The organism is Microcoleus sp. AT8-A3, assembly GCF_036705675.1.
GTDB lineage: Bacteria > Cyanobacteriota > Cyanobacteriia > Cyanobacteriales > Microcoleaceae > Microcoleus.
The window spans coordinates 1-19,839 of sequence record NZ_JAUBVD010000016.1 but is presented as its reverse complement, the minus strand read 5'-3'; the positions used below and the strand labels follow the sequence as shown (position 1 = coordinate 19,839).

The window sequence follows — 19,839 nt, the reverse complement described above, 5'->3', positions numbered from 1 at the left end:
CAGAGAAGAGAGAGATGAATAATTCCGATACCAACGGATTTGATATTACTCATTAAGACGATGAAAGTGCAAGTTTTGTCTGTTCAACCTGCGATTAGCTCTAATACCAATTCGCCCGATCGCCCAACTTAGCACAGACGTAGCGCTCAGCTTTCGATCGCACCTTCCTGAGTCCGCGCACCATTTCCCAAATTGTTGGGCGTGAAGTCGGTTTCGATCGTCGGACGCTCAAACAATTTACCAATTACCAATTACTAATTACCAATTACAAACTTGCGTTATTTCTGTTTTAGGACTACCAACGTAATGTCGTCAAAAACTTTATGTTTGTCAATATGTTGCAGCAGATGATCAATTACTGCTTGTCGAATTTCTTCAGCCGTTTTGTGGCGATTTTCTTTGGTCACTTGGCACAATCTTTCTATGCCGTAATACACTTTATTTATATTTACAGCTTCGGTAATTCCATCTGTGTAAAGCACTACTACATCCCCTGGATTAAGATGCACTTGAACTTGGGAAACAAAATCAGCAATATCTTCCTCTAATCCCAGAGGGAAGCCGAGTTCGATTGTATCGATCCGTTCGATGTTACCATCAGTACGGACTACAATTATTTCTTCATGTTGACCGCTGATGGTAAAGTTACTATCTTGATAATCTAACAAAACCAAGGTCATGTTTTTAGATGAGTCGATGCGCTCGATATTGGCATAAAGGGTGCGGTTTAACACATCAAGAAACTTCACCGGATCGGTTTCGTTCATTTTTTGGAGAGTGCGGACGGCGGTTTGCGCCATAATCATTAATACGCCACTTTCTAAACCATGTCCCGTAACATCGCCGATGGTAATTTTTACCCGATCTTTTTGGGTTAGTACGTCGTAGTAGTCGCCACCCACTTCATCGGCAGGTTCCATATATCCAGCTATTTCTAATCCTTTAATTTTATCTAGTTCTGATTGTTTGGGCAAGATCATTTGTTGCAGTCGTTTGGTGACTTCTAACTCAGCACTGAGGCGGATGTTTTCGGCTTTAAGTTTGTTATTGAGGCTGCTAATTTCCTGGTTTGCTTGGGCGAGTTGGGCGGTGCGTTGTTGCACTTTATCTTCTAAAGTTTGATAGAGGCGGGCATTTTCGATGGAGATCGCAGCTTGGGCGGAAATGATGTTGAGGACTTCTAAGCGATCGCGCGTAAAAGCCCCCGCTGTTAAATTATTTTCTAGGTATAAGATGCCTACCAACTTACCTTGATTGATCAGGGGGCTACACAAAATAGATTTAGGTCGCTGCTGAATAATATACGGGTCAGAGGCAAACCTGCTTTTATTCGTTGCATCATCGATCGCAAGAGTTTCTTGTGTCCGTTCTACATAATTAACCAGCGAGATAGGAATCACTTGATTTTCAGTCGCTGACTTGGATATTAATTGACATCGTTCACCCGTACATTGAGCTTCAATTTTCCACTTACCTGCTGGGTCAGGTATGAGGAAATAAAATTTTTCAGCTCCGGCGTTTTCCAGCAATACTTGCATCAAATTGGAGAGTAACTTATCTAAATTAACTTCCCCTGAGAGCGCTTGGGAGGCTTTGATAATTGTTGATAAATCCAGAGCTGGTGCAGCACCTGAATTGGTAGAAGTGACAGTGGTTCTGCTCTGAACCATCGTTTCGTCTCTTCCACTCGTCAGGCTATTTTTCCTACCGACGATAGGTGCGAGTAATTCAGCATGGCGCTCTTCTAAATCTTTAACTTTTGCCTTTGCTCCCCAGCGAATATAAGCATAGTAAGCGTCTATCATGTAGGTACGCGCTACTTTCTGACGACCTAATGCTAAATAGAATTCTCCCGCTAATTCATTGGCGAGGGCTTCATCCTGCACATATCCATTGTCCTTGGCTCCATCTATCGCTAGGTCGTAATATTCCATTGCTGAGAAAGATTGCCCTAAGACGCGGGCTTTTTCGGCCTCTACTAAGTCATACTTATGCTGGTGATTCATTGGGCAATGGAACGCCCAATTTTTTATACTTTTCTGAGTTTCTTCGACTTGAATAAGGTATTTTTGTTTCTTTTCTTCCTCTCCTGAAATTGCTTCAAAATGGGCTAAAAGAATCAGACAATAGTAAAAGCTATGTTCAATAAAGCTAATATTTGATTGAACGTAAATTGAATATTTCAACCCTTCCCTAGCAAATTCTAGAGCTTCTTCATATTGCTTAAATAAATAGCAAACTACAGTTTTCGCATAATAAACCCTGAATAAGCACATAAAATTTTTTACTTCTCTTAAATAAGAGATAGCTTCTTCCTCATTTAATATGCTGCCAATCAAAAGCAGTTTATTATCTGTCATCCCCCTTAAATTTTCTACTAATTGACCGAGGATTTTGAGTAAATATAACTGGTGTTCTTGGGACAAGTTATCGGCAAAATCAATATAGTGTTTTTGTTGTTCTTGCACGTAGTCTAGATGCTCGCCCTTAAAAAACAGATGAGCGCAGTAGTAATCAGCAGCATGACAAGCATATTCTATATCTCCAAATTCTAAGCCGCTATTAATTGCTTGACGAAGGGGTTCTAGAGTTTCCCTAGTATGCTTTTTGAAGTGCGTAATACCGATCGAAACATTAACCAATATTTTAGAACGAAACTCTTTGGCATCTAACTGCTCTAATACTTGTAAAGAAAGTTCACCAAGTTGATAGGCCAAATCTATATCTGGTATGAGCCAAGACACGAATATTCCGTAAATGGAATATGCAAAAGTACACTGTGGCGAATTCCCATACTGACGAGAAAGTTCGATCATAGTATATAGAATTGGTAGCGATAGCGGGCTTTCTGCAAAGCAAGCAGGTGCGAATATAAGAACTAAAAACTGCATAGTCGCCAGCTTGTAGGGATCGGTCATTTCTGCCAGGTTAGCTAACTCCTCAATATTGAGTTCTTGCGGCGGTGATTGAGATATGGTCACTCCCAGCATTTCTAGAACTTGCAGTCCGGTATCTACCGCAGAATTGTTCTGGTTTTTAGCGAGGTTAAGCCTAATTTTCAGTGCGTATAAGTTGACTTGTTCGAGGATTGTTTTGGCTTTTTTGAGAGTGCGATCGCACAAAATTTCCGCACGTTCTAAATTGGCATTGAGATATTCGGCTTCCGCCGCTTCCCGATAAAAATTAAATGTCACATCGTATCTACTTTCCCAGCTATCTTGACTCAGGAGTTCTATACCTACATTCAAATAATTAACAGGGGCTTCATAGGCAGTAGCTGCCTTTGCTTTCTGTCCAGCAATCAGGTTTAATTGGGCTAACTCATCTTTTTCTGACTGATTAGTTAGCAAATCTGTGCCAAAATTCAGTTGGTTAACCAGAGCAAAAATATTATCTTTTCGCTCTTGCTCTGTTGTATTATTCAGCAGTAGTTGACCAATTTTCAGGTGAGTGGCTTTTTTCTCCGATTCTGGAATCAAAGAATAGGCTGCTTGCTGCACGCGATCGTGCAAAAATTTGTAGTCAACTTTGATATCGCGTATAGATGCCAACTCTTCCTGGGCAAAGACTAGAGGAATTTTGTAATTTTCAGACAGCGGCAGAATCAAACCCGCTTGCATTGCCTCCCACAAATGAGCAGCCGTCGCTAAGTTTGATTCTTCATTGACAATTGATAAAACTTCTAAGTTAAATTGGTTGCCGATGCAAGCCGCTAATTTTAATGATTTCTGGTTTTTTTCAGGGAGTTTGCGAATATTGCGACCAACCAGTTCAACAATATTGAAATCTGCGATACCAATCGCCTGTATTTGTTGAATATCCCACTCCCAGCGGTCTGTATCTACTTGATAAACCAGCAGATTTTCCGAGTACAGGGTTTTGAGTAGCTGCGTTAAGAAAAACGGATTGCCTTGGGTTTTATTAAAAAGTAACTCGGAAAAAACTTTGATTTTGTCTGAATTTACGCTGGCATCGAGAGTGTCGGCGATTAATTGGTTGACGCTATCCAAAGCCAGCGCCTGAATGGTGATATTATTCACCGCCGTTTCAGTTTCTTGAATTTTTTCTATTGTCTGAATTAAAGGATGAACGGGACTGACTTCGTTATCTCGATAAGCTCCAATCGTTAACAAATATTTGCTATCTGGGTCAGTGACTAAGAGTTGAATTAACTTTAGAGATGCCGAATCTGCCCACTGTAAATCGTCTAGGAATATGACTAGCGGGTGTTCGGGTTGACAAAAAACGCGAATAAATTGTTGAAAGACCCGATTAAATCTGTTTTGGGATTCCGATGAACCCAGTTGAGGAACTTCAGGCTGTTTACCGATAATTAGTTCGACTTCGGGGATAACATCAATAATAACTTGACCGTTATTATCTAGCGACTTTAATAAGTTTTCTTTCCAAATAGCAATGTGTTCGGAAATTTCTGTTAATAGCTGACGAACTAATTCTTGAAATGCTTGGATTAACGCCGCATAGGGAATGTTGCGCTTAAACTGGTCAAACTTACCCGCAATAAAATATCCCCTAGCTGCTACAATTGGTTTATGAACTTCATTGACGATTGAAGTTTTACCAATCCCGGAATAACCGGAAACTAACATCATCTCGGTGGCACCGAGGCTGACTCGTCCAAAGGCATCTAGAAGAATTTGGACTTCGGTTTCTCTACCATAAAGTTTCTGGGGAATGAGTAATTGGTTGCCGCGATCGCGTTGACCGATGGCAAAATTTTCAATCTTTCCAGTTGTCTGCAATTGCTGCAAACAAGTTTCCAGGTCAAATTTTAATCCCGCCGCACTTTGATATCGGTCTTCCGCATTTTTTGCTAACAGTTTCATCACAATATCTGAAACCGCTTGAGGAATTTCTGCTACCTCTTTAGGTGGGACGGGTTGTTTGGCAATATGACAGTAAACCAACTCCATCGGATCGGTGGTACTAAATGGCAACTGGTTGGTCAGCATTTCATAGAAAGTCACTCCCAAAGAATAGAAATCCGTGCGGTAGTCAATTGCGCGATTCATCCTTCCCGTTTGTTCGGGTGACATATAAGCGAGAGTCCCTTCTAGCAAGTTGGGATTGCTAATGCTTTGGTTTTTCAATTCCAAGCGCGATGAAATACTAAAGTCAGTCAGTTTTACTTTTCCTGTCGCTGGATTGATAATGATATTTGAGGGCTTAATGTCTTTGTGAATGATCGGTACTTGATGGAGATAGATCAAAGTTTCGGATAGAGCGATCGCTACCCTCAGCCACTCGGTTATTGACAGGTTATTGGCTGCCATAAAATGATAAAGGGATAGACCCCCAAAATCTTCTAATATCAGCGCTAAACTATTCTGATAATTCTCTAACTTGTAAGTTTTGACAATTCCTTCACACTCTAAATTTTGAGTGATTATAAATTCTTGCCTTAAATTGGTGATTTGTTCAAGGCTAGGATAATCATTTTTTATTATTTTAACGATGACAAGCTGTCGATCCCGATTTCTTATCCCTCGATAAACAACGGTTCTGACTCCTTCGTAAATATTTTCTATAATTTCGTATCCTGAAAGAATGATCGTTTTTTTAACCTTACCCTTTTCATTAACTATTCTAAATCGATGCGATCTAGTTCTTCCCGACTGGCGCTCATAATCGACTGAGGAACTGGGGGACAGCCTGCTTTGGTATTGCTTTGAGTGGGTTCGTTCATCTGGCTCTCCTGAGTTACAATGTAATAATGGTAACAGTGTAGATAAGTATTTGATTTATGAAGGGGAAATGAGGACAGTAACTTAGATACTATCTTTGATAAAAATTTGATATTTATTCTCTCCTCCCCTACGTCAAAGCGCAATTGGAATCGACATTAACTTATTATCGGCTCTCTCGTACTTATGGTGATAACGCAAGCTAAGAATTTAGCACGATCGAGAGTTTCAACGTTCAGTCTCAGATACTTAGTATCATCTGCTACTTTTAAGACAAAGCATCGGGGAGAGCCGAGGAAAAAATTATGTGATTAATTGATGTTTGCATCGACACTGATGTCATGAATGCTGCACTGGGGCAAGCGTAACAAGTCGCTTTAGCTGTCATATCAAGGTGCGACTCGGCTAAAATGTGGCGCGCCACATTTCTGCGGCAATTGTTCAATTAATGCGATGATATAAATGTGTGGCAATGCTCATAAGCTGTGGAGCATTTAAACCAGTAACGAGGCTAGTAGGGTGCGTCATTCGCGAACCCTTACGCTGAAACGGAAAACCTTAGATGCTGACGCACCTTACGCAAGTCCTTTAAATGCCGAACAGCTTACTGACGATCGCCACCAATCAACAACCAATTTAGGCTAGAACTACCAGAAGGTTGCCAGCCTCTGCGCTCTCAAATCGGTTCTATAAAACCGACACATTTTTAATGACGATAATTTTAACCAACGACGACGGCATCGATGCTCCGGGCATTCAAGCACTTTTGCAAGCAGTAAGTGGCAAAACAATTATGGTGGCTCCGCAGGGGCAATTGTCCGGCTGCGGGCATCAAGTGACGGCTCACAGTCCGATTCATGTCGATCGGCGATCGTCCGTGGAATATGCTGTAGGGGGAACACCGGCCGATTGTGTCCGTATCGCTCTTCATCACGTTTGTGCGAAGCCGGATTTGGTGCTTTCGGGTATTAACGCGGGCGGCAATTTGGGGGTTGACGTTTATATTTCGGGTACGGTGGCGGCTGTGCGCGAAGCAGCGATGCACGGTATTCCGGGCATCGCAATTTCCCACCGGATTAAAAGGCCGCTCGAAATTGACTGGGATGTCGCTACTCGCTGGACATCGCGGGTGTTAGCAGATTTGCTCAACCGGGAACCCAAGTCTGGGTGTTTCTGGAATGTGAATTTGCCGCATTTAGCGCCGGGAAGTGCGGAACCGGAAATTGTGTTTTGCCAGCCTTCGACGCAGCCACTGCCTGTGGTTTACCGGGTGGAGGGAGAATACTTTTATTATGCCGGAGAGTATGGATCGCGCGATCGGGCGGCGGGGACTGATGTTGACGTGTGTTTTGAGGGTAATATTGCGGTGACTGAGATATCGCTGTGATAGATTTGATGGGATTTGATGGGATTGGGCGATCGAACTATCTTTTTTTTCAACCAAGTCTAAAAAAATGGTGTTAAATTCGATCGGCGACAGAATGTTTGATATTCATGGCTAAAAACAGATTTCATTATACTTTGGGTTTAGCACTGCATATTCCCTAGATATAATAAACCTGTTTTCGGATTATCCCAAAATAGGATATTTAAATCTGTTAAAAATCGATAGTAATGACAATTACACAAAATTAATCGCAATTCCGAGAGTGGCCGCTATCTCTATTTGCGGCCGTCCGTGCTACCATAATTTTTTTTGTCATCCTTCGGCTTAGCAACACCATCAGGTTGTTTCTTTGGCTTTTTGACTTCTTTGTTGCTTTTTCTTTCTTTTGACATGATTCTTCCTCAATTTTGACTCAGCATAACATAGATTGACACATTTGCCTAACTGCCAGTAGAGGGGGTGATTCTATACAGATATTAATCGCTGTTAGTTTTGTACCATATGCAGTATATTATCCGCTAGGTTTTGAACGAATACCCTCTACCGTTAGGCATATCGATAAATTCCTCAGAATTACAATGTCTGAAATTACTTTTCACCCGATCGACTAAAGGAAATATTGAAAAGCACGAGCAGAACTGCTGCGAGACTACCGAGAAAAATTCGGGCTGATTAAGCTGTTGTTCCACATCTAATTTTCCTGAAAAATGACAAGCGAATTTCTTCATGTGGTACCCGCCACGTGATTTATCCGTGGAATCAATCCAAAATCTAAAATCTAAAATCCTCACGCCCCCGAATTGATCTCGCGCAAGTCAATCCAAAATCTAAAATCTAAAATCTAAAATCGAATGACAGTAGATAAAATATGGAGCTATGACCATGCCAGCCTTCGCGACACCGGGCGCAAAAACAACAACAAATTTGCCGTCTCCGTTTAAAAAAAGCTGTTAGCCACAGTGGACAATAAGAATATTGATTTTAACTATTGATTAACACTTCGGACAGGGTTTGATGGCTTACCTACTGAGAATAATGGTTTCACGGATCTCAGTACGATCGCAACCCTTGCCCAAGCACACTAGAGGCTAAGTAAATCAAGGGTTTCAGGTTATGACCTCAAAACGATCGGGACTAGGGAAAAAGCACCAAGTATATGTATAAATATAAAGTTAATTGTCCGCTTTCAAGAAAGTGCGATCCAGTCCGCTCCTTTTGAGATAAAATACTTATAAAGAGTGTTTATTTCTAGATTAATTTCCGCTATAAGGAATGTGACCCGTATGGAAGTAACCGAGCTGCTCAAAGAATACGAAAATGGAAACAGAGACTTTGCTGACGCAAACCTCAGCGGAGCAAACCTCAGCGGAGCTATGTTAGTTGGCGTCAACCTTTCAAGGGCTAACCTGTCGGGAGCTAACCTGAGTCGGGCGCATCTCACCAAAGCAGAACTCAACGACGCAAACCTTTACAGGGCAAATCTGAGTTTTGCCAAAATGGGTCAAGCCAGACTAGCCGATGCAGAGCTGACAAAAGCCAATCTCAGCGGAGCTTTCCTCGTCAAAGCAAAACTGCCCAGGGCAAAGTTGAGTGGCGCCCAACTCATCGGTAGCAACCTGCGGATCGCCATCCTCTGGAACGCCAATTTGTGTACAGCCGACATGCAATTCATCAACCTGCGAGGCGCCAACCTCACGGGAGCCAACCTCAACTGGGCAAACTGCGGAGGGGCAAAACTCAGCGGTGCAAAGCTTTTTGGCGCTCAACTAACAGGCATCTATCTCAGCAAAGCTTATATCAATGGCATCGACCTGAGCAGGACGGATCTCAATGGCGTCAACCTGAGTGAAGCCAAACTAAACGGGGTAAACCTGGAAGGCTCGAACTTGTTAGCTGCCAATCTCAGCGGGGCTCAGTTGCGGGGCGTCCAGTTGATGGGAGCAGATTTAACCAGGGCAAATCTGGTGGGGGTTTCTTTGGTGCAGGCAAACCTTGATTGGGCTAGGCTGTGCTATGCAGACTTGAGCGAAGCCGACTTGAGCGGCGCAAGTTTCACGGGAACCAACTTTGAGGGTACTCAGTTAGCCGGATCAACAATCCCCCCATCTTTGAGCAATGATGTCTACTTAACTGCAGCACGTGGTGTCGCAGCTTAGGCAAGGCCAAAAATTAATTTCGCATCCGAGTGTACGACTCTCGCATTGGTTTAACTTTTGATGCCGACATCATTACTTTTGTGAGAGTGTTGCACCGGCAAGAAATTTACTGATATTTGCGAGAGTTTGTAGCATCACAATTGATCTCACCCGATTAATTTCGCGACTCGCAAAGCAGAGGTAATGGCTCCTTCGTGCAAACCATCCCCCAAATAAGCTCCCGCATGATAAGTGTTGTTCTCGCCATTAGTCTCGATAACTTCATTTCGATATCGAAAAGACTCGACAGTGTACAGCGGCGTGTGATGTTTCTGAATGTGAATAATCTGCTTTTGGGCGATCGACTCCTGCAGTTGAAAAGCTAAACTGTACTCTCGTGGGGAGGAGATACCGCAAAGCTGATTCAAGCTCGCATTATATCCCCATCCCTTGTCCGTCTCGAAAAAATCAAATTCTGATAACTTGCGGATACCATAGCGATCGTACATCGATGTATCCGAATGCAGTACAGTCGTTGCATAATTGGCTTTCCACGCGGAAAACCGCTTCGTTTCCGCATCAGTCGGATCAGACAATAACCTCAGAACTCGATCTGGTGGCATCGCAAAAACCACCTTCTCAAATTCCTGGATTTCCCCATCAGAAAGCACAATTTTTACAGCATTCGCACTTCTAAAAATATTGGCAATCTCCACATTTAGCCGTATATCGCCCTTAAATCGCTCCAAAATCTTTTCAATGTAAGAATACACCCCGCCTTTAATCCTCACCCAGTTGACAGAGCCATATTCGCGCAAAACAGGCATCGCTAATTCTGCCGGGAAATTGTCGAGCAATTCAAACGGTATCGAGTAGCTGTACATCGTCAGCAACTTCAGCCAATAATTGCGGATGCACGAACTTTTCAAACTCTGAGAAAGCGGCACATCGTAGAAATCATGCTGTTTAGCAAACCGCATTTTTAAAATAAATCCCGCCGAACGAGCGTAAAGACTATCAAGTCGCAAATACTCGATTAGGCGTTGGATTCCGGTGAAATTCTTTTGGATAGATACCGCAGACAAAAAGTGAGTGCCATCTTTAAAAAACAGCGCTGAACCAATCTGCACGGGTTCTAATTGCACCCCTAGATCCTGCATAAAAGCCACGAAATTGTAAAACACAGTGGGAAATTCCAGCACCCCATTTTCTAATATTTCATTGCACTCCGATTGGTTGGGTACAACATTTTTGTTCAGCGTCCGAATGTGTCCGCCTAAAATCGGCTGACTTTCCAACACAGTGACGTGATGTCCCTGTTTATCGAGCCAGTAGGCTGCTGCCATACCGCTCGCTCCGCCCCCAACAATTGCAATTCTCATAGTTCACTCCTAGATTGATAGGTTATACCATTGTGGATTTTGTATTTTCGATTTTTGATGAAATAATTGGGAATAATTGATGAAGCTAGTGGTCGGAATATTGCCTACGGTTGCATTCTTTTGACGAATTGTATTTGATAGCTATTACAACACTTACCTCTAAGGTTTATATGTAGGTACACACTGCAAACTGTCCCGCTATTGATTAGTTGAATAGATATTAATTGAATGCCGATATTATCGGTACGAAACGGCAATCATCTATCCCTACAAATCTTGCCGTTTCCTGACAGATATCAGCAAATTTTGGGTTTCGCAAAGCCTCAACCCAACCTACGAGATATCGCCGTTATTTAATTGGCATTGCTTAGCCTAAAATCGCATCGCCGGATAAACGTTGATAAAGCAGCGCCCCCGTCCAAAATGTCGGTGCAAAGCCTGGATAGCCCGAGGAGGCGTTGCAGAAATAGAAATTGTTGAGGGATGTTTCATGATTTAGCCGATCGACCCCCATGTTGCGGGGCGTCAGGCTGGAACCGTAGGAATTACCGTTAGGACACCAACAGAAGCGCTCGTTAGTCGTCGGACTTCCAGTAATATGAAACACCATGTGTTTGCGGAAATTCGGAACATAGTGTTTTTCAACTACATCTAAAATCGAGTCCAGAATCTCTTGTTTCTTCTGTCTGTAAGCTTTGCGATCTGTTTCCCAAAGTTGTTTAAAATAGCTGTAATTAGCAACAGTCAGAAATTCGACAATTTGACAATCTTCTGGACAATCCCGCCGCGCTTGGGTCAGTAAAGTTGGCGTCGTAATTGCAAAGCTCGGACGAGAAAAATCATTTCGATCGTACATTTGAGCAAAAGCTTCATTTAGATCCAAGTGCTCAGAATGAAACGTATTCCACTTGCCAAATCCATAATCTCGGAGATCGATATCTTTGACAACGCAGTACACCATGTAGTTAGAGGCAGAATACTCATAGTTAAGTTTCCGCCGCACTGTTTTAGAGAACAGTTCCTCTCCAATCATTTTGGCCGCTCTTTTCGGGTCGAGGTTGCAAATCACCGTGTCGCCCGTGAATTCATGGGTTTGATGGGTGGTCAAATCCATCGCTTCAACTCCCGTTACTGTTCTGTTTGTCACCCTAAAATTCGTGACTTCATGGTTTAGTAGAACTTTCCCCCCGTTGGATTCAATGACTTTAACTAAAGAATTGATGACAGATTCAAAATGCTGCGTCGGGTAAAATGCACCTTCTTGATAGCCTCTAAACAAGGCAATCCAAGCATAGAAAGAAAGCTGATTTGGAGGCAGCAAAAAGTCCGGCCATTGCAGGGCTAATAGGGTTTGGGCGGCTTGCGGGAGTTGGAACTTGTCGAAAACGTCCTGAAGCGTGCTGTTGAGGTGTTGGACAGCACAGAATACGTCACCGAAGTTTTTGAGTAATTCAATTGGTTTGACGGGAGGAGCGAGTTTTCTGAGTCCTTCGCCGGTTTTCTCGACTTCGTTGACGAATTTGCGAATTCTCTCGCCCGCTTCGGGAAACAGCGCCGACAATCGGCGGATCAGTTCCTCTGGTTCCGAGGGAATATCCAGTGCATACCCAGGCATCCTCATGTGGTCGTAGCCATTCGGATCGTACCGCTCAAAGGTGACATCTCGATCGAGACCGAGTTTTTTGAGAACTCGATTGACTGTATGTCCTTCGCCGCAGTCCCAAACGTAGTGGAATTGGGCATTAAAGGTGTATTTTTTGGCCATCGTAAAGGTGTGACCAAAGCCTCCGGGATGTTCGTGAGCTTCGAGGATGTGTACGGTTTTGCCGGAGTTTGCCATCAAAGCTCCGAAAACCAGTGCTGATAAACCACTGCCGACGATGAGGTAATCTGTTTTCATGGTAAATTTCCTCGATCGATTGAATCGGGCGATCGTTATTTATTTAAACTAGCTCTCAATTCTGAGGAAATTCTGAAGAGGGCTTACCACGCTATTTGTGGGGTACGCACTGCGTACCTTACGCCTTTTTGGGCGGGCGGGACGCCCACCCCACAATAGTGTGAAGCATCTAAATTTAGGATCGCGAATTAAATAACTTACAATTTTAATTGTTATTGTGGGATGGGCGTCCCGCCCGTCCTTTTTGGGCGGGCTAGAAGCCCACCCCACAATAGTGTGAAGCATCTAAATTTTACAGTCAAGTTTGAGCAAATTCTTCTGGGGAGTAGGGGTTGGGCGTCCCGCCCACCCAAAAAATACAATTTAGGTGGGCTTACTTACAGCTTATTTGTGCGGTACAATCACATCAAAAAAAGCATCCTCCAAATCATAACCAAACATCTGCGACATCGCCATCAACTTCGATTTACTGGGGATTCCCTGCTGATTCAACCAATCAGTCAACACAAAAATTTTGCTCATCAAAAACATTTCTAAAGCTTCAGGATTATACTGAATACCTTGGGTGCGGTGGAACTGGTGCGGCACCAACATCGCCGCATAGCGCGCCAATTCTCCCGCTTTCCAATCCAGCAAAAATGGCAGCCAAGGATAACAAGCATCCAAGCGAATAAACCACAGCCGCACTTCGGGAATTTCCGAAATTTCTCGCGGATCTAACTCTTCGCGCGGATACTCAATTTCAAATTGTAGCTGTTGTTCGTTTTGGGCGATCGCTCCTTCGGCCAGCCACTTTTCGATCGCAGTCCGCACCGGAGACAAATCTAAACTGTTTATGCGATCGGCATCTATCGATATCATAATACTCATAAAAAGTCAACCCATTTTAAATGTTAGATTGCTTGCACTGATGGATTCGGGGGCCAGAGACCCAATTGCTTGATTGTCAACTTGATAGCATTTAGTTATCATACCACCAAGCATAAACATTTTATAGCAGAAGGAAGAACAAAGGAGGAATAAGGCAAATGCAATAAAATCAATTTTTTTAGCCTTTACCTATGATAATAAGGGTTCTCTCAAAGGTCATCTTACACCACCACAATAATAATAAAAATGCGCCTTCTAAAATCCGGTGAATCAGCATTGATTAAAGCTCTACTTATGACCAACTCTCAACTTGCTGAAGTAATAGTACCAACACTAAACACTGCGCTTGTTGAGGACATGGACGATGGTGGGATGGGTAGCCTCCGCTTCAAATCCTGCGCTGCTGACTCAGGCAGAAGGCTTGGCAGAACAGTCGCTGAAGCTGAATTTTTAGATGAGGATGCAGTGCCTGTATCTGTCGAATTGAATTTAGATGAGCATAGTCAACTTTTTGAGCTTGATGTTTGGAAATTTGATTATTCTCGTGTGTCTAGATGGCCAGACCTGGGACAAGTTGTGATTAAAGGAAGAATCTAATAAAGGCGATCGCACTTTCGATGGTGGTGCAATTTTTTGAGATTCTTCGCTTCATTCAGAATGACATAATTTAGGTTGTTAATGCTTCTAGGAATAAATTCGCGCTCGCCCTCGCTAATAACTAATGACTATTTCTCGACTTGATGAGCCTTAATTTCTAACTTCTTTCCTTGTCGCTCCACAAACTCCGCTAGAGTTTTTTTCCTAATTTCTATCTCCTGAAAATCCACCACAAAACTAGCTGTTTTTAGTTCAACTGCTAAGGATTCCGTAATATCGATAATTTCCACCCAGCTAGCACATTGATAATCTGACTCTTCATATTGTTTAATTCTGTGTTCTTCAAGCCCCAACCTATCCGCAAGTTCCTTTTGACTCATTTTGGCAGCAATCCGAGCTTTAATTAAGACTCTTGGCAGCTCTAAAATCGATTCTACTTCAATTTTGAGGTCTTGGCTGCGATCGCACTCTAACAATCTTTCATACTCAGCTATTTCTGCATTGAAAGCATCCAGGTGACTTTGGATCGATTCACGCATCACTGACCACCAAGGATCGTTCTTTTTTACCTCTTCATCTTGTGCGTCATATTGGGCTAGCGTATATTCACATCTTTTCAGTAACTCTTGCGTGTATTCATATTGATTTTCATTTCTAATCATGGCGACCACCTGACTAAATCAATAGCAATAATTCCTTTTGGATTGCGCTCTCTGTCCCGCTGAAATAGTTCATAGGAAGTTAGATCGTAACTACCGACTGGTTGGTCGGATGGAAATATTTCACCGCGATAAAAAGCTTTTTGAGCAGACCGGTCTGCATAATTTCTCAGTCGAGGAGCATGAGTTTTTAGATAATTCATATCCACCTCATCCCTATCCCAACAAGCATCAAAATCTTGAGGAGCTACTTTGCTAGTAACAAAGCTACCATTGATGTAAATTGTCCTGCATCCTGCAGCTTTTAGTTGCTAAGAATGCCATTTGCAATCCATCTATCATGCGACTGCGACGCGGTGTTGTTCCAAATCGCTCTTTGAACTCTTCCCATTCTGCCCAATGCACCCCTGGTGGCAAGTTACCATACTCATCAAATTCTGGAATCATACCCTCACGCCTTTACACCTTAACATAATTTCATTGTCAGTTTTGAATGATTGTTGATTTCCTCAGCATACGTTAATCCTTGGGGTCAATAACGAGGATTTAGTATTATACCTAGAATATGCTGTAACTAATTACCCATTTTTCCCAAACTTACTATCCTGCAAAGAATTACCAATCCCCTGGATAATTCCCCGCCCGATCAAACCAATTCCCCGCCCTATAACCTGAGTCAAAACGTAAACAACGCCAGCACCCAACAGCGAAATAACCGCGCGAACTCTAGGTGCGATCGCATCCCTGGTTTCCAGCAGCAAAGTCAAGGCTAACTGCCACCCAGACAACTGTGCTAACTCTAGATTTCTAGGAGCATAAATAGAAATTCTCTTAATTCCTGAATCGCCCAAAACAAACAGCCAAAACCTGCTTTCAAAAATAGCTTTCGGTTCCACAAAATATCTATCCCAGCTATATCTCCAGGACAAATCATTGCGAAATCTCTCAATTTCTCGCGTCGAAATCAACTTTCCATCGTAAAAAATTTGCTTGATTTCTTCAATATTTGCCAAATTATTTAGTAGAGGCTGTACCACTCCGCTAGCAACTTGAATTGCCAAATTTTCTAACAAAGCTTCAGCTCGCTGCATCGCTTCCGGGCTGCCAGCAACACAAGAAACATTGTCAACTGTGAGAGGAGTTTCAAATAGCAAATGTGCAAAAAAATCAACAGTCATCGGTATTTTGTCAAGGATTTCGGCTGCAACTACATCAGCATCTGCTAGCAACTGCGGTACAACTTCTACGCCGCTGCCTGCCCAGATATCAGCAGCGCTTTCCCCTTGACTTTCTCCCAGTGTCAAGCTGGTTTGACTGCCATCAAAAACCATATTTTCTTCCGTTTGCAGTGTATAGTATCTGCCAAAAAAATCTATGATTGTCGCCTGCCACAAATCCCGTAAAATAGCAGGCATTTTTTGCGACAATTGAGTTTCCTGCACTTGCGAAAAGCGCAATTCCTCCAGCAAATCCTTTAACTTCCGCAGGATGGAAGTCATCAATTCACGCTTTTTGGTCGATCGCAAAATATCGATTTCCAAAGGCAAGCCAGTCAAATTCACCAAATCAAACTGCAATTTAGCTGCCGCCGAGTCAAACAAGCTACCTTGCCAATTAGTTGCAACCACCAAAGATCCCGCCAAAACTTGGGACTTCGCTAATTGCGATTGAGAATTCTTTAACAAATTCTCGCCTCTAATTTCTTCTTTCTCCCCTCTGCCTTCTTTCCTCTGCTTTCTGCCTTCTGCCTTCTCCCCTTTCCCTTCAAATAATAACTGACTGACTATCCAGCGAGCTGCGAGCAATTCCCTGCGGCGCCCGCTGAGTACAACCCCATCTAAAATAGAGGGCAAATCTGTCGGTTCGGCGGATCTGATCTCTTGCAAATCAGCTTGAACAACCGCCAAAGTTGCATCTATTTCGCGCAGTCCAGAGAGGCACAAATGAGCCAGCATTTTTTTGTGTACTGGCGTATCAACTGTCGAATTCTCTGCATTTTTATCTACAATTACTGCGGATTTTTCTACTGTTTGAACCACCGCTGCGTTTAGTTCTATTTCCGAGTTAGCTCTCGCATCCGGCGCCCAATAAGTGCAACCAGACGCCACAGCGCGAATAGCTTCGATTGTCAGGGAAATATCTCTACCTTTAGGACAATAGCCATTCGCGCCCGTCGCCTGTAACTCCGCCAACAGATCCGGTGTCAGCTGCCCGCCTAGCAGCAACAGAGGCAGGTTGGGGTACAAACTTTTGAGTTGGCGACAAAATGCCACCGCCTCTATTTGACCCGATCGCAAATTTAGGGTCTCAACAGCCAAAATTACCAAATCTGCGGGCTTCTTGGCTGCTCCAGAGTCGAGCGAGCGAGTTTCTAGAACTCGCAAAGCCTCGGTTGGGGTTGAAACCTCTGCAACAACTTGCAAGTCTGGATACTGCTCGCAAGCGATTCGCAGCCCCAGCCGGAAAATGGGGTCGCCTTCGATCGTCAGCACTTGGAAATTACTCACTTGATTTTAGTTTTGAGATTTTAGAGAGCGATCGCGCGAAAACCCAATTACTCCGGGAGCAAATTAGCATCAGGAGGCCCAACCGATTCAGGAATCGAGGGTGGCGCCGGTTCTGGAGCTGGAGCCGGAGGAGCCGGTTCCGGAGCCGGGGCCGGCGCCTCTTCTCTCGCGGGTGGATAGTAAGGTTCCGGCTCCGGAGCGGGTGGATAGTAAGGTTCCGGTTCCGGCTCTCTCGCAGGCGGATAGTAAGGTTCTGGCTCTGGCGCGTACTCCTCCTGTCGCGGAGCTGGCGCGTACTCCTCTGCTGGAGCTGGCGCGTACTCCTCTGCTGGAGCTGGCGCGTACTCGCGAGCGGGCTCCGGCGCGTACTCGCGAGCGGGTTCCGGCGGGGGCGCACTGTTGGCTCTGAGTTCAGCACTCCAGCGCCCGATCGCACCTGCCGCCTCTGAATACAGCGCCCTACCGTAACCGATTTGGGAAGCAGTATCGATCGCCGCTCCTAGACTGCCTTGAGATGCCAATTCCGCAGCGCGATCTAGAATCGGTCTGTCTTGAGCCACTTGCAGTTCGCTCACCCACTGATAGACATTATCCTGAGCTTTCGCGTACAAAATCCTACCGCTCTTAATTGCCGAAGCTTTTTCAATAGCAGCACTAAGTTTTCCTTGCTTCGCCAGGGCGATCGCTTCATCCAAAAAAGGCTGATCTTGAATAACTTCTATGCGTTTCGTCCACTCAGCCAAGAGAGTTTGCGCTTCTATTCTGCGGGGCCGGTTTTGAGCAACCAGGACTAACTGAGCCATGCCGCCCTTGAGTCCTTCAACCGTTTGCGTTTCTGCCAACTGCTTCGCCAGAGTCAGAAAAGATTGGTCTTCTATCCGCTGAATTTCTCGGCGCCAAGCAGCCACCAAAGTTTGAGCGTGAATCCGCCGCGGCTGATTGATTCCGATAGTTTGCGCTTGCTCGATCGCGAGTCCAAACGTCCCTATGTGACCGAAACTCGCGATCGTGCTGGCCACTTGCAGACGCAGCAAATCTTGAAACTGCACCTGCAAACTTTCAATTTGAACTTGAGCTTGCTTATACAGAGGGCGACCCGGAGCTATTTGGCTCGCCGCCCCCTTCCCTTCCAGCAAGCTAAAAATGTGTTGCGGCAGCGGAGTTGATATCGACTGGTTCCACGTCACTGCCTGAGCCCTACCCAACTGCATCAAATCTTGAGCTTCCGCAAACAGCGGGGAATCCTGCGGCACAACTGAAGCAGCCTCGATCGCCCCCGGCAAATCTTTCGCCCCCAACCGCTTAGTCGCCATTGCCAGCAAAGTCCGGCTCCAGCCCTCAATTTCCTTCTCAGCTTTAGCGCGGGCAAAAAGCTGCGAGTCTATTTTTCGAGCTAGGACGATCGCCTCAGCGAACTTTTGCGGAGTCTCGTCCTTCGCCAAATCTCTAGCCTCTTGCAAGCGCTGCCAGCCGTTTCTTTCCAAAGAAATCTGCCCTATCAGCTCGTTGTAACGCTTCTGACTCCAGAAAATATTTTCCAGCTTGAACAAAGCTTGAGCATAATCCCAAGCCTTCCTTAAATCCTCACTTTTCAAAGCTGCTAGGGCTGTATCGTAGAGTTTTTGGCCCTCCTGCCAATTTTTTTCCCAAGCAGTCACAGCCTCTTCTACTTCGGGGTAAGACCGACTGGTTTTCGGAATTTTCGCCACAATCTCCAGAGCACCTTTCAAATCGCCCCTCTCAATTTTTGCCCTGGCAAATCCCAGAATGGCCTTCGACCATTCCCCTATCAAATGTTGACCTTGCGAGTATAGCGGATGTTCTTTCGGCCAAGCCTGCACCAATGCCATTGCCGATTCTAGCTGTTCTAGCTTGCCCGACTTAGCAGCTTGCTGAGCGCAGTAAAGTCGCTCTCCGTCCGCCGCCAGCGGCGACAGTTGCTGGCAATTGGGCGGTGGAGGCATCGTCAGCAACCACAGAAATGCAGCGGCCCCCGTTACTCCAAATCCCACCAGGAGACTCAGCCAGATAAGCTGCCACTGCCAAAAAGTTCTTTTTCCTTCGGTCGGCGCAGCCGTTACGAAGGAACTCGCATCGCCTGTCGCCTCTGCACTGAACTGTGCCGTCGGTTTAGGGGATGGGTTGTATTGCGGTGGTGTGTGGAATTGGTCAGATTGTCGTCTCGCCATTACTTCAGCCTGTCCTGTAATGCGCTCTAGAATGTGACACTCCTACATCAAATCTATAGATTGTGATGTGGGCTTCTGACTCCTGTTAAGGAGATCGAGAACTTCCTTCAAGGTACTGGCAATCTTTCCCTCTACGGCGTTTTATAGTGAGGTTTGTGTCTGGCCCCACTGGTTGCTTCCGAGTATTTTATGCTCTCGAAGCACGTAAATCATACCAGTTATCAAACATTTATTGACATATTCCGGGGCAGTTTAGCAGAAAAAACAGTATAAAGCCCGTCAGTCTAGCAATTTTAGATTTTAGATTTTAGATTTTAGATTTTAGAATTGACTCTGCACATGAATTGTGGGAGGGATTCAACTAAGCTCTCATATTAAATCCGGGTCAGAATTTTCCTGACCAGACTCAGCAGTTTAAACCGCCCAGCAATAATTTTAGATTTTAGATTTTAGATTTTAGATTTTAGAATTGACTCTGCACATGAATTGTGGGAGGGATTCAACTAAG

The 19,839-nt window shown here is 44.4% G+C and carries 11 protein-coding genes and 1 pseudogene; 4 read left to right on the top strand and 8 right to left on the bottom strand.

Features of this window, described 5'->3' with window-relative positions; genetic code table 11:
* Window positions 1-278: 278 nt before the first annotated feature.
* Window positions 279-5,549: an AAA family ATPase gene (locus QUB51_RS11945; RefSeq protein WP_333298231.1), complete on the bottom strand. Its 5,271-nt coding sequence runs from the start codon at window positions 5,547-5,549 to the stop codon at window positions 279-281.
* A 675-nt stretch (window positions 5,550-6,224) separates the two neighbouring features.
* On the opposite strand from QUB51_RS11945, the gene QUB51_RS11940 reads away from it, so the two are divergent.
* The 3 genes from QUB51_RS11940 to QUB51_RS11930 all read left to right on the top strand — a co-directional run bounded on the left by QUB51_RS11940 (window position 6,225) and on the right by QUB51_RS11930 (window position 9,248).
* Window positions 6,225-6,350 carry a hypothetical protein gene (locus QUB51_RS11940; protein WP_333208747.1) on the top strand — a complete coding sequence of 42 codons (126 nt, stop codon included), beginning with the start codon at window positions 6,225-6,227 and terminating at the stop codon, window positions 6,348-6,350.
* A gap of 64 nt (window positions 6,351-6,414) precedes the next feature.
* Window positions 6,415-7,092 (top strand): 5'/3'-nucleotidase SurE, encoded by a 678-nt coding sequence (gene surE / locus QUB51_RS11935; protein ID WP_333261815.1) that lies wholly within the window; start codon window positions 6,415-6,417, stop codon window positions 7,090-7,092.
* A 1,283-nt stretch (window positions 7,093-8,375) separates the two neighbouring features.
* On the top strand, window positions 8,376-9,248 hold the full coding sequence (locus QUB51_RS11930) for a pentapeptide repeat-containing protein (RefSeq protein ID WP_333056290.1): 873 nt from the start codon (window positions 8,376-8,378) through the stop codon (window positions 9,246-9,248).
* Window positions 9,249-9,394: 146 nt separating this feature from the next.
* On the opposite strand, the gene QUB51_RS11925 is transcribed toward QUB51_RS11930, so the two are convergent.
* The 3 genes from QUB51_RS11925 to QUB51_RS11915 form a co-directional block, all read right to left on the bottom strand.
* Window positions 9,395-10,609, bottom strand: coding sequence for an FAD-dependent oxidoreductase (locus QUB51_RS11925; protein ID WP_333056291.1), 1,215 nt, complete (start codon window positions 10,607-10,609; stop codon window positions 9,395-9,397).
* 367 nt (window positions 10,610-10,976) lie between these two features.
* On the bottom strand, window positions 10,977-12,509 hold the full coding sequence (locus QUB51_RS11920) for an NAD(P)/FAD-dependent oxidoreductase (protein WP_333231906.1): 1,533 nt from the start codon (window positions 12,507-12,509) through the stop codon (window positions 10,977-10,979).
* A 384-nt stretch (window positions 12,510-12,893) separates the two neighbouring features.
* Window positions 12,894-13,379: a CRR6 family NdhI maturation factor gene (locus QUB51_RS11915; RefSeq protein ID WP_333231908.1), complete on the bottom strand. Its 486-nt coding sequence runs from the start codon at window positions 13,377-13,379 to the stop codon at window positions 12,894-12,896.
* Window positions 13,380-13,625: 246 nt separating this feature from the next.
* On the opposite strand from QUB51_RS11915, the gene QUB51_RS11910 reads away from it, so the two are divergent.
* Window positions 13,626-13,976 carry a DUF6984 family protein gene (locus QUB51_RS11910; protein ID WP_445251266.1) on the top strand — a complete coding sequence of 117 codons (351 nt, stop codon included), beginning with the start codon at window positions 13,626-13,628 and terminating at the stop codon, window positions 13,974-13,976.
* 128 nt (window positions 13,977-14,104) lie between these two features.
* On the opposite strand, the gene QUB51_RS11905 is transcribed toward QUB51_RS11910, so the two are convergent.
* The 4 genes and pseudogenes from QUB51_RS11905 to QUB51_RS11885 all read right to left on the bottom strand — a co-directional run bounded on the left by QUB51_RS11905 (window position 14,105) and on the right by QUB51_RS11885 (window position 19,331).
* The gene (locus QUB51_RS11905; RefSeq protein ID WP_333231912.1) at window positions 14,105-14,638 is read right to left on the bottom strand and encodes a DNA-binding protein; all 534 of its coding nucleotides are present in this window, start codon (window positions 14,636-14,638) and stop codon (window positions 14,105-14,107) included.
* Window positions 14,635-15,082 (bottom strand): annotated as a pseudogene (locus QUB51_RS30395) (DUF6932 family protein). Before QUB51_RS30395 ends, QUB51_RS11905 begins: the two are co-directional and overlap by 4 nt.
* A gap of 131 nt (window positions 15,083-15,213) precedes the next feature.
* Window positions 15,214-17,142: a DUF3685 domain-containing protein gene (locus QUB51_RS11890; protein ID WP_333231916.1), complete on the bottom strand. Its 1,929-nt coding sequence runs from the start codon at window positions 17,140-17,142 to the stop codon at window positions 15,214-15,216.
* A gap of 47 nt (window positions 17,143-17,189) precedes the next feature.
* Window positions 17,190-19,331: a hypothetical protein gene (locus QUB51_RS11885; RefSeq protein WP_333208738.1), complete on the bottom strand. Its 2,142-nt coding sequence runs from the start codon at window positions 19,329-19,331 to the stop codon at window positions 17,190-17,192.
* Window positions 19,332-19,839: the final 508 nt, after the last annotated feature.

Bases quoted from the DNA above. Each gene is read 5' to 3' on its own strand.
- surE (WP_333261815.1), top strand. From the start codon at position 6,415: ATGACGATAATTTTAACCAACGACGACGGCATCGATGCTCCGGGCATT.
- QUB51_RS11930 (WP_333056290.1), top strand. From the start codon at position 8,376: ATGGAAGTAACCGAGCTGCTCAAAGAATACGAAAATGGAAACAGAGAC.
- QUB51_RS11925 (WP_333056291.1), bottom strand. From the start codon at position 10,609: ATGAGAATTGCAATTGTTGGGGGCGGAGCGAGCGGTATGGCAGCAGCC.
- QUB51_RS11920 (WP_333231906.1), bottom strand. From the start codon at position 12,509: ATGAAAACAGATTACCTCATCGTCGGCAGTGGTTTATCAGCACTGGTT.
- QUB51_RS11915 (WP_333231908.1), bottom strand. From the start codon at position 13,379: ATGAGTATTATGATATCGATAGATGCCGATCGCATAAACAGTTTAGAT.
- QUB51_RS11910 (WP_445251266.1), top strand. From the start codon at position 13,626: ATGCGCCTTCTAAAATCCGGTGAATCAGCATTGATTAAAGCTCTACTT.
- QUB51_RS11905 (WP_333231912.1), bottom strand. From the start codon at position 14,638: ATGATTAGAAATGAAAATCAATATGAATACACGCAAGAGTTACTGAAA.
- QUB51_RS11885 (WP_333208738.1), bottom strand. From the start codon at position 19,331: ATGGCGAGACGACAATCTGACCAATTCCACACACCACCGCAATACAAC.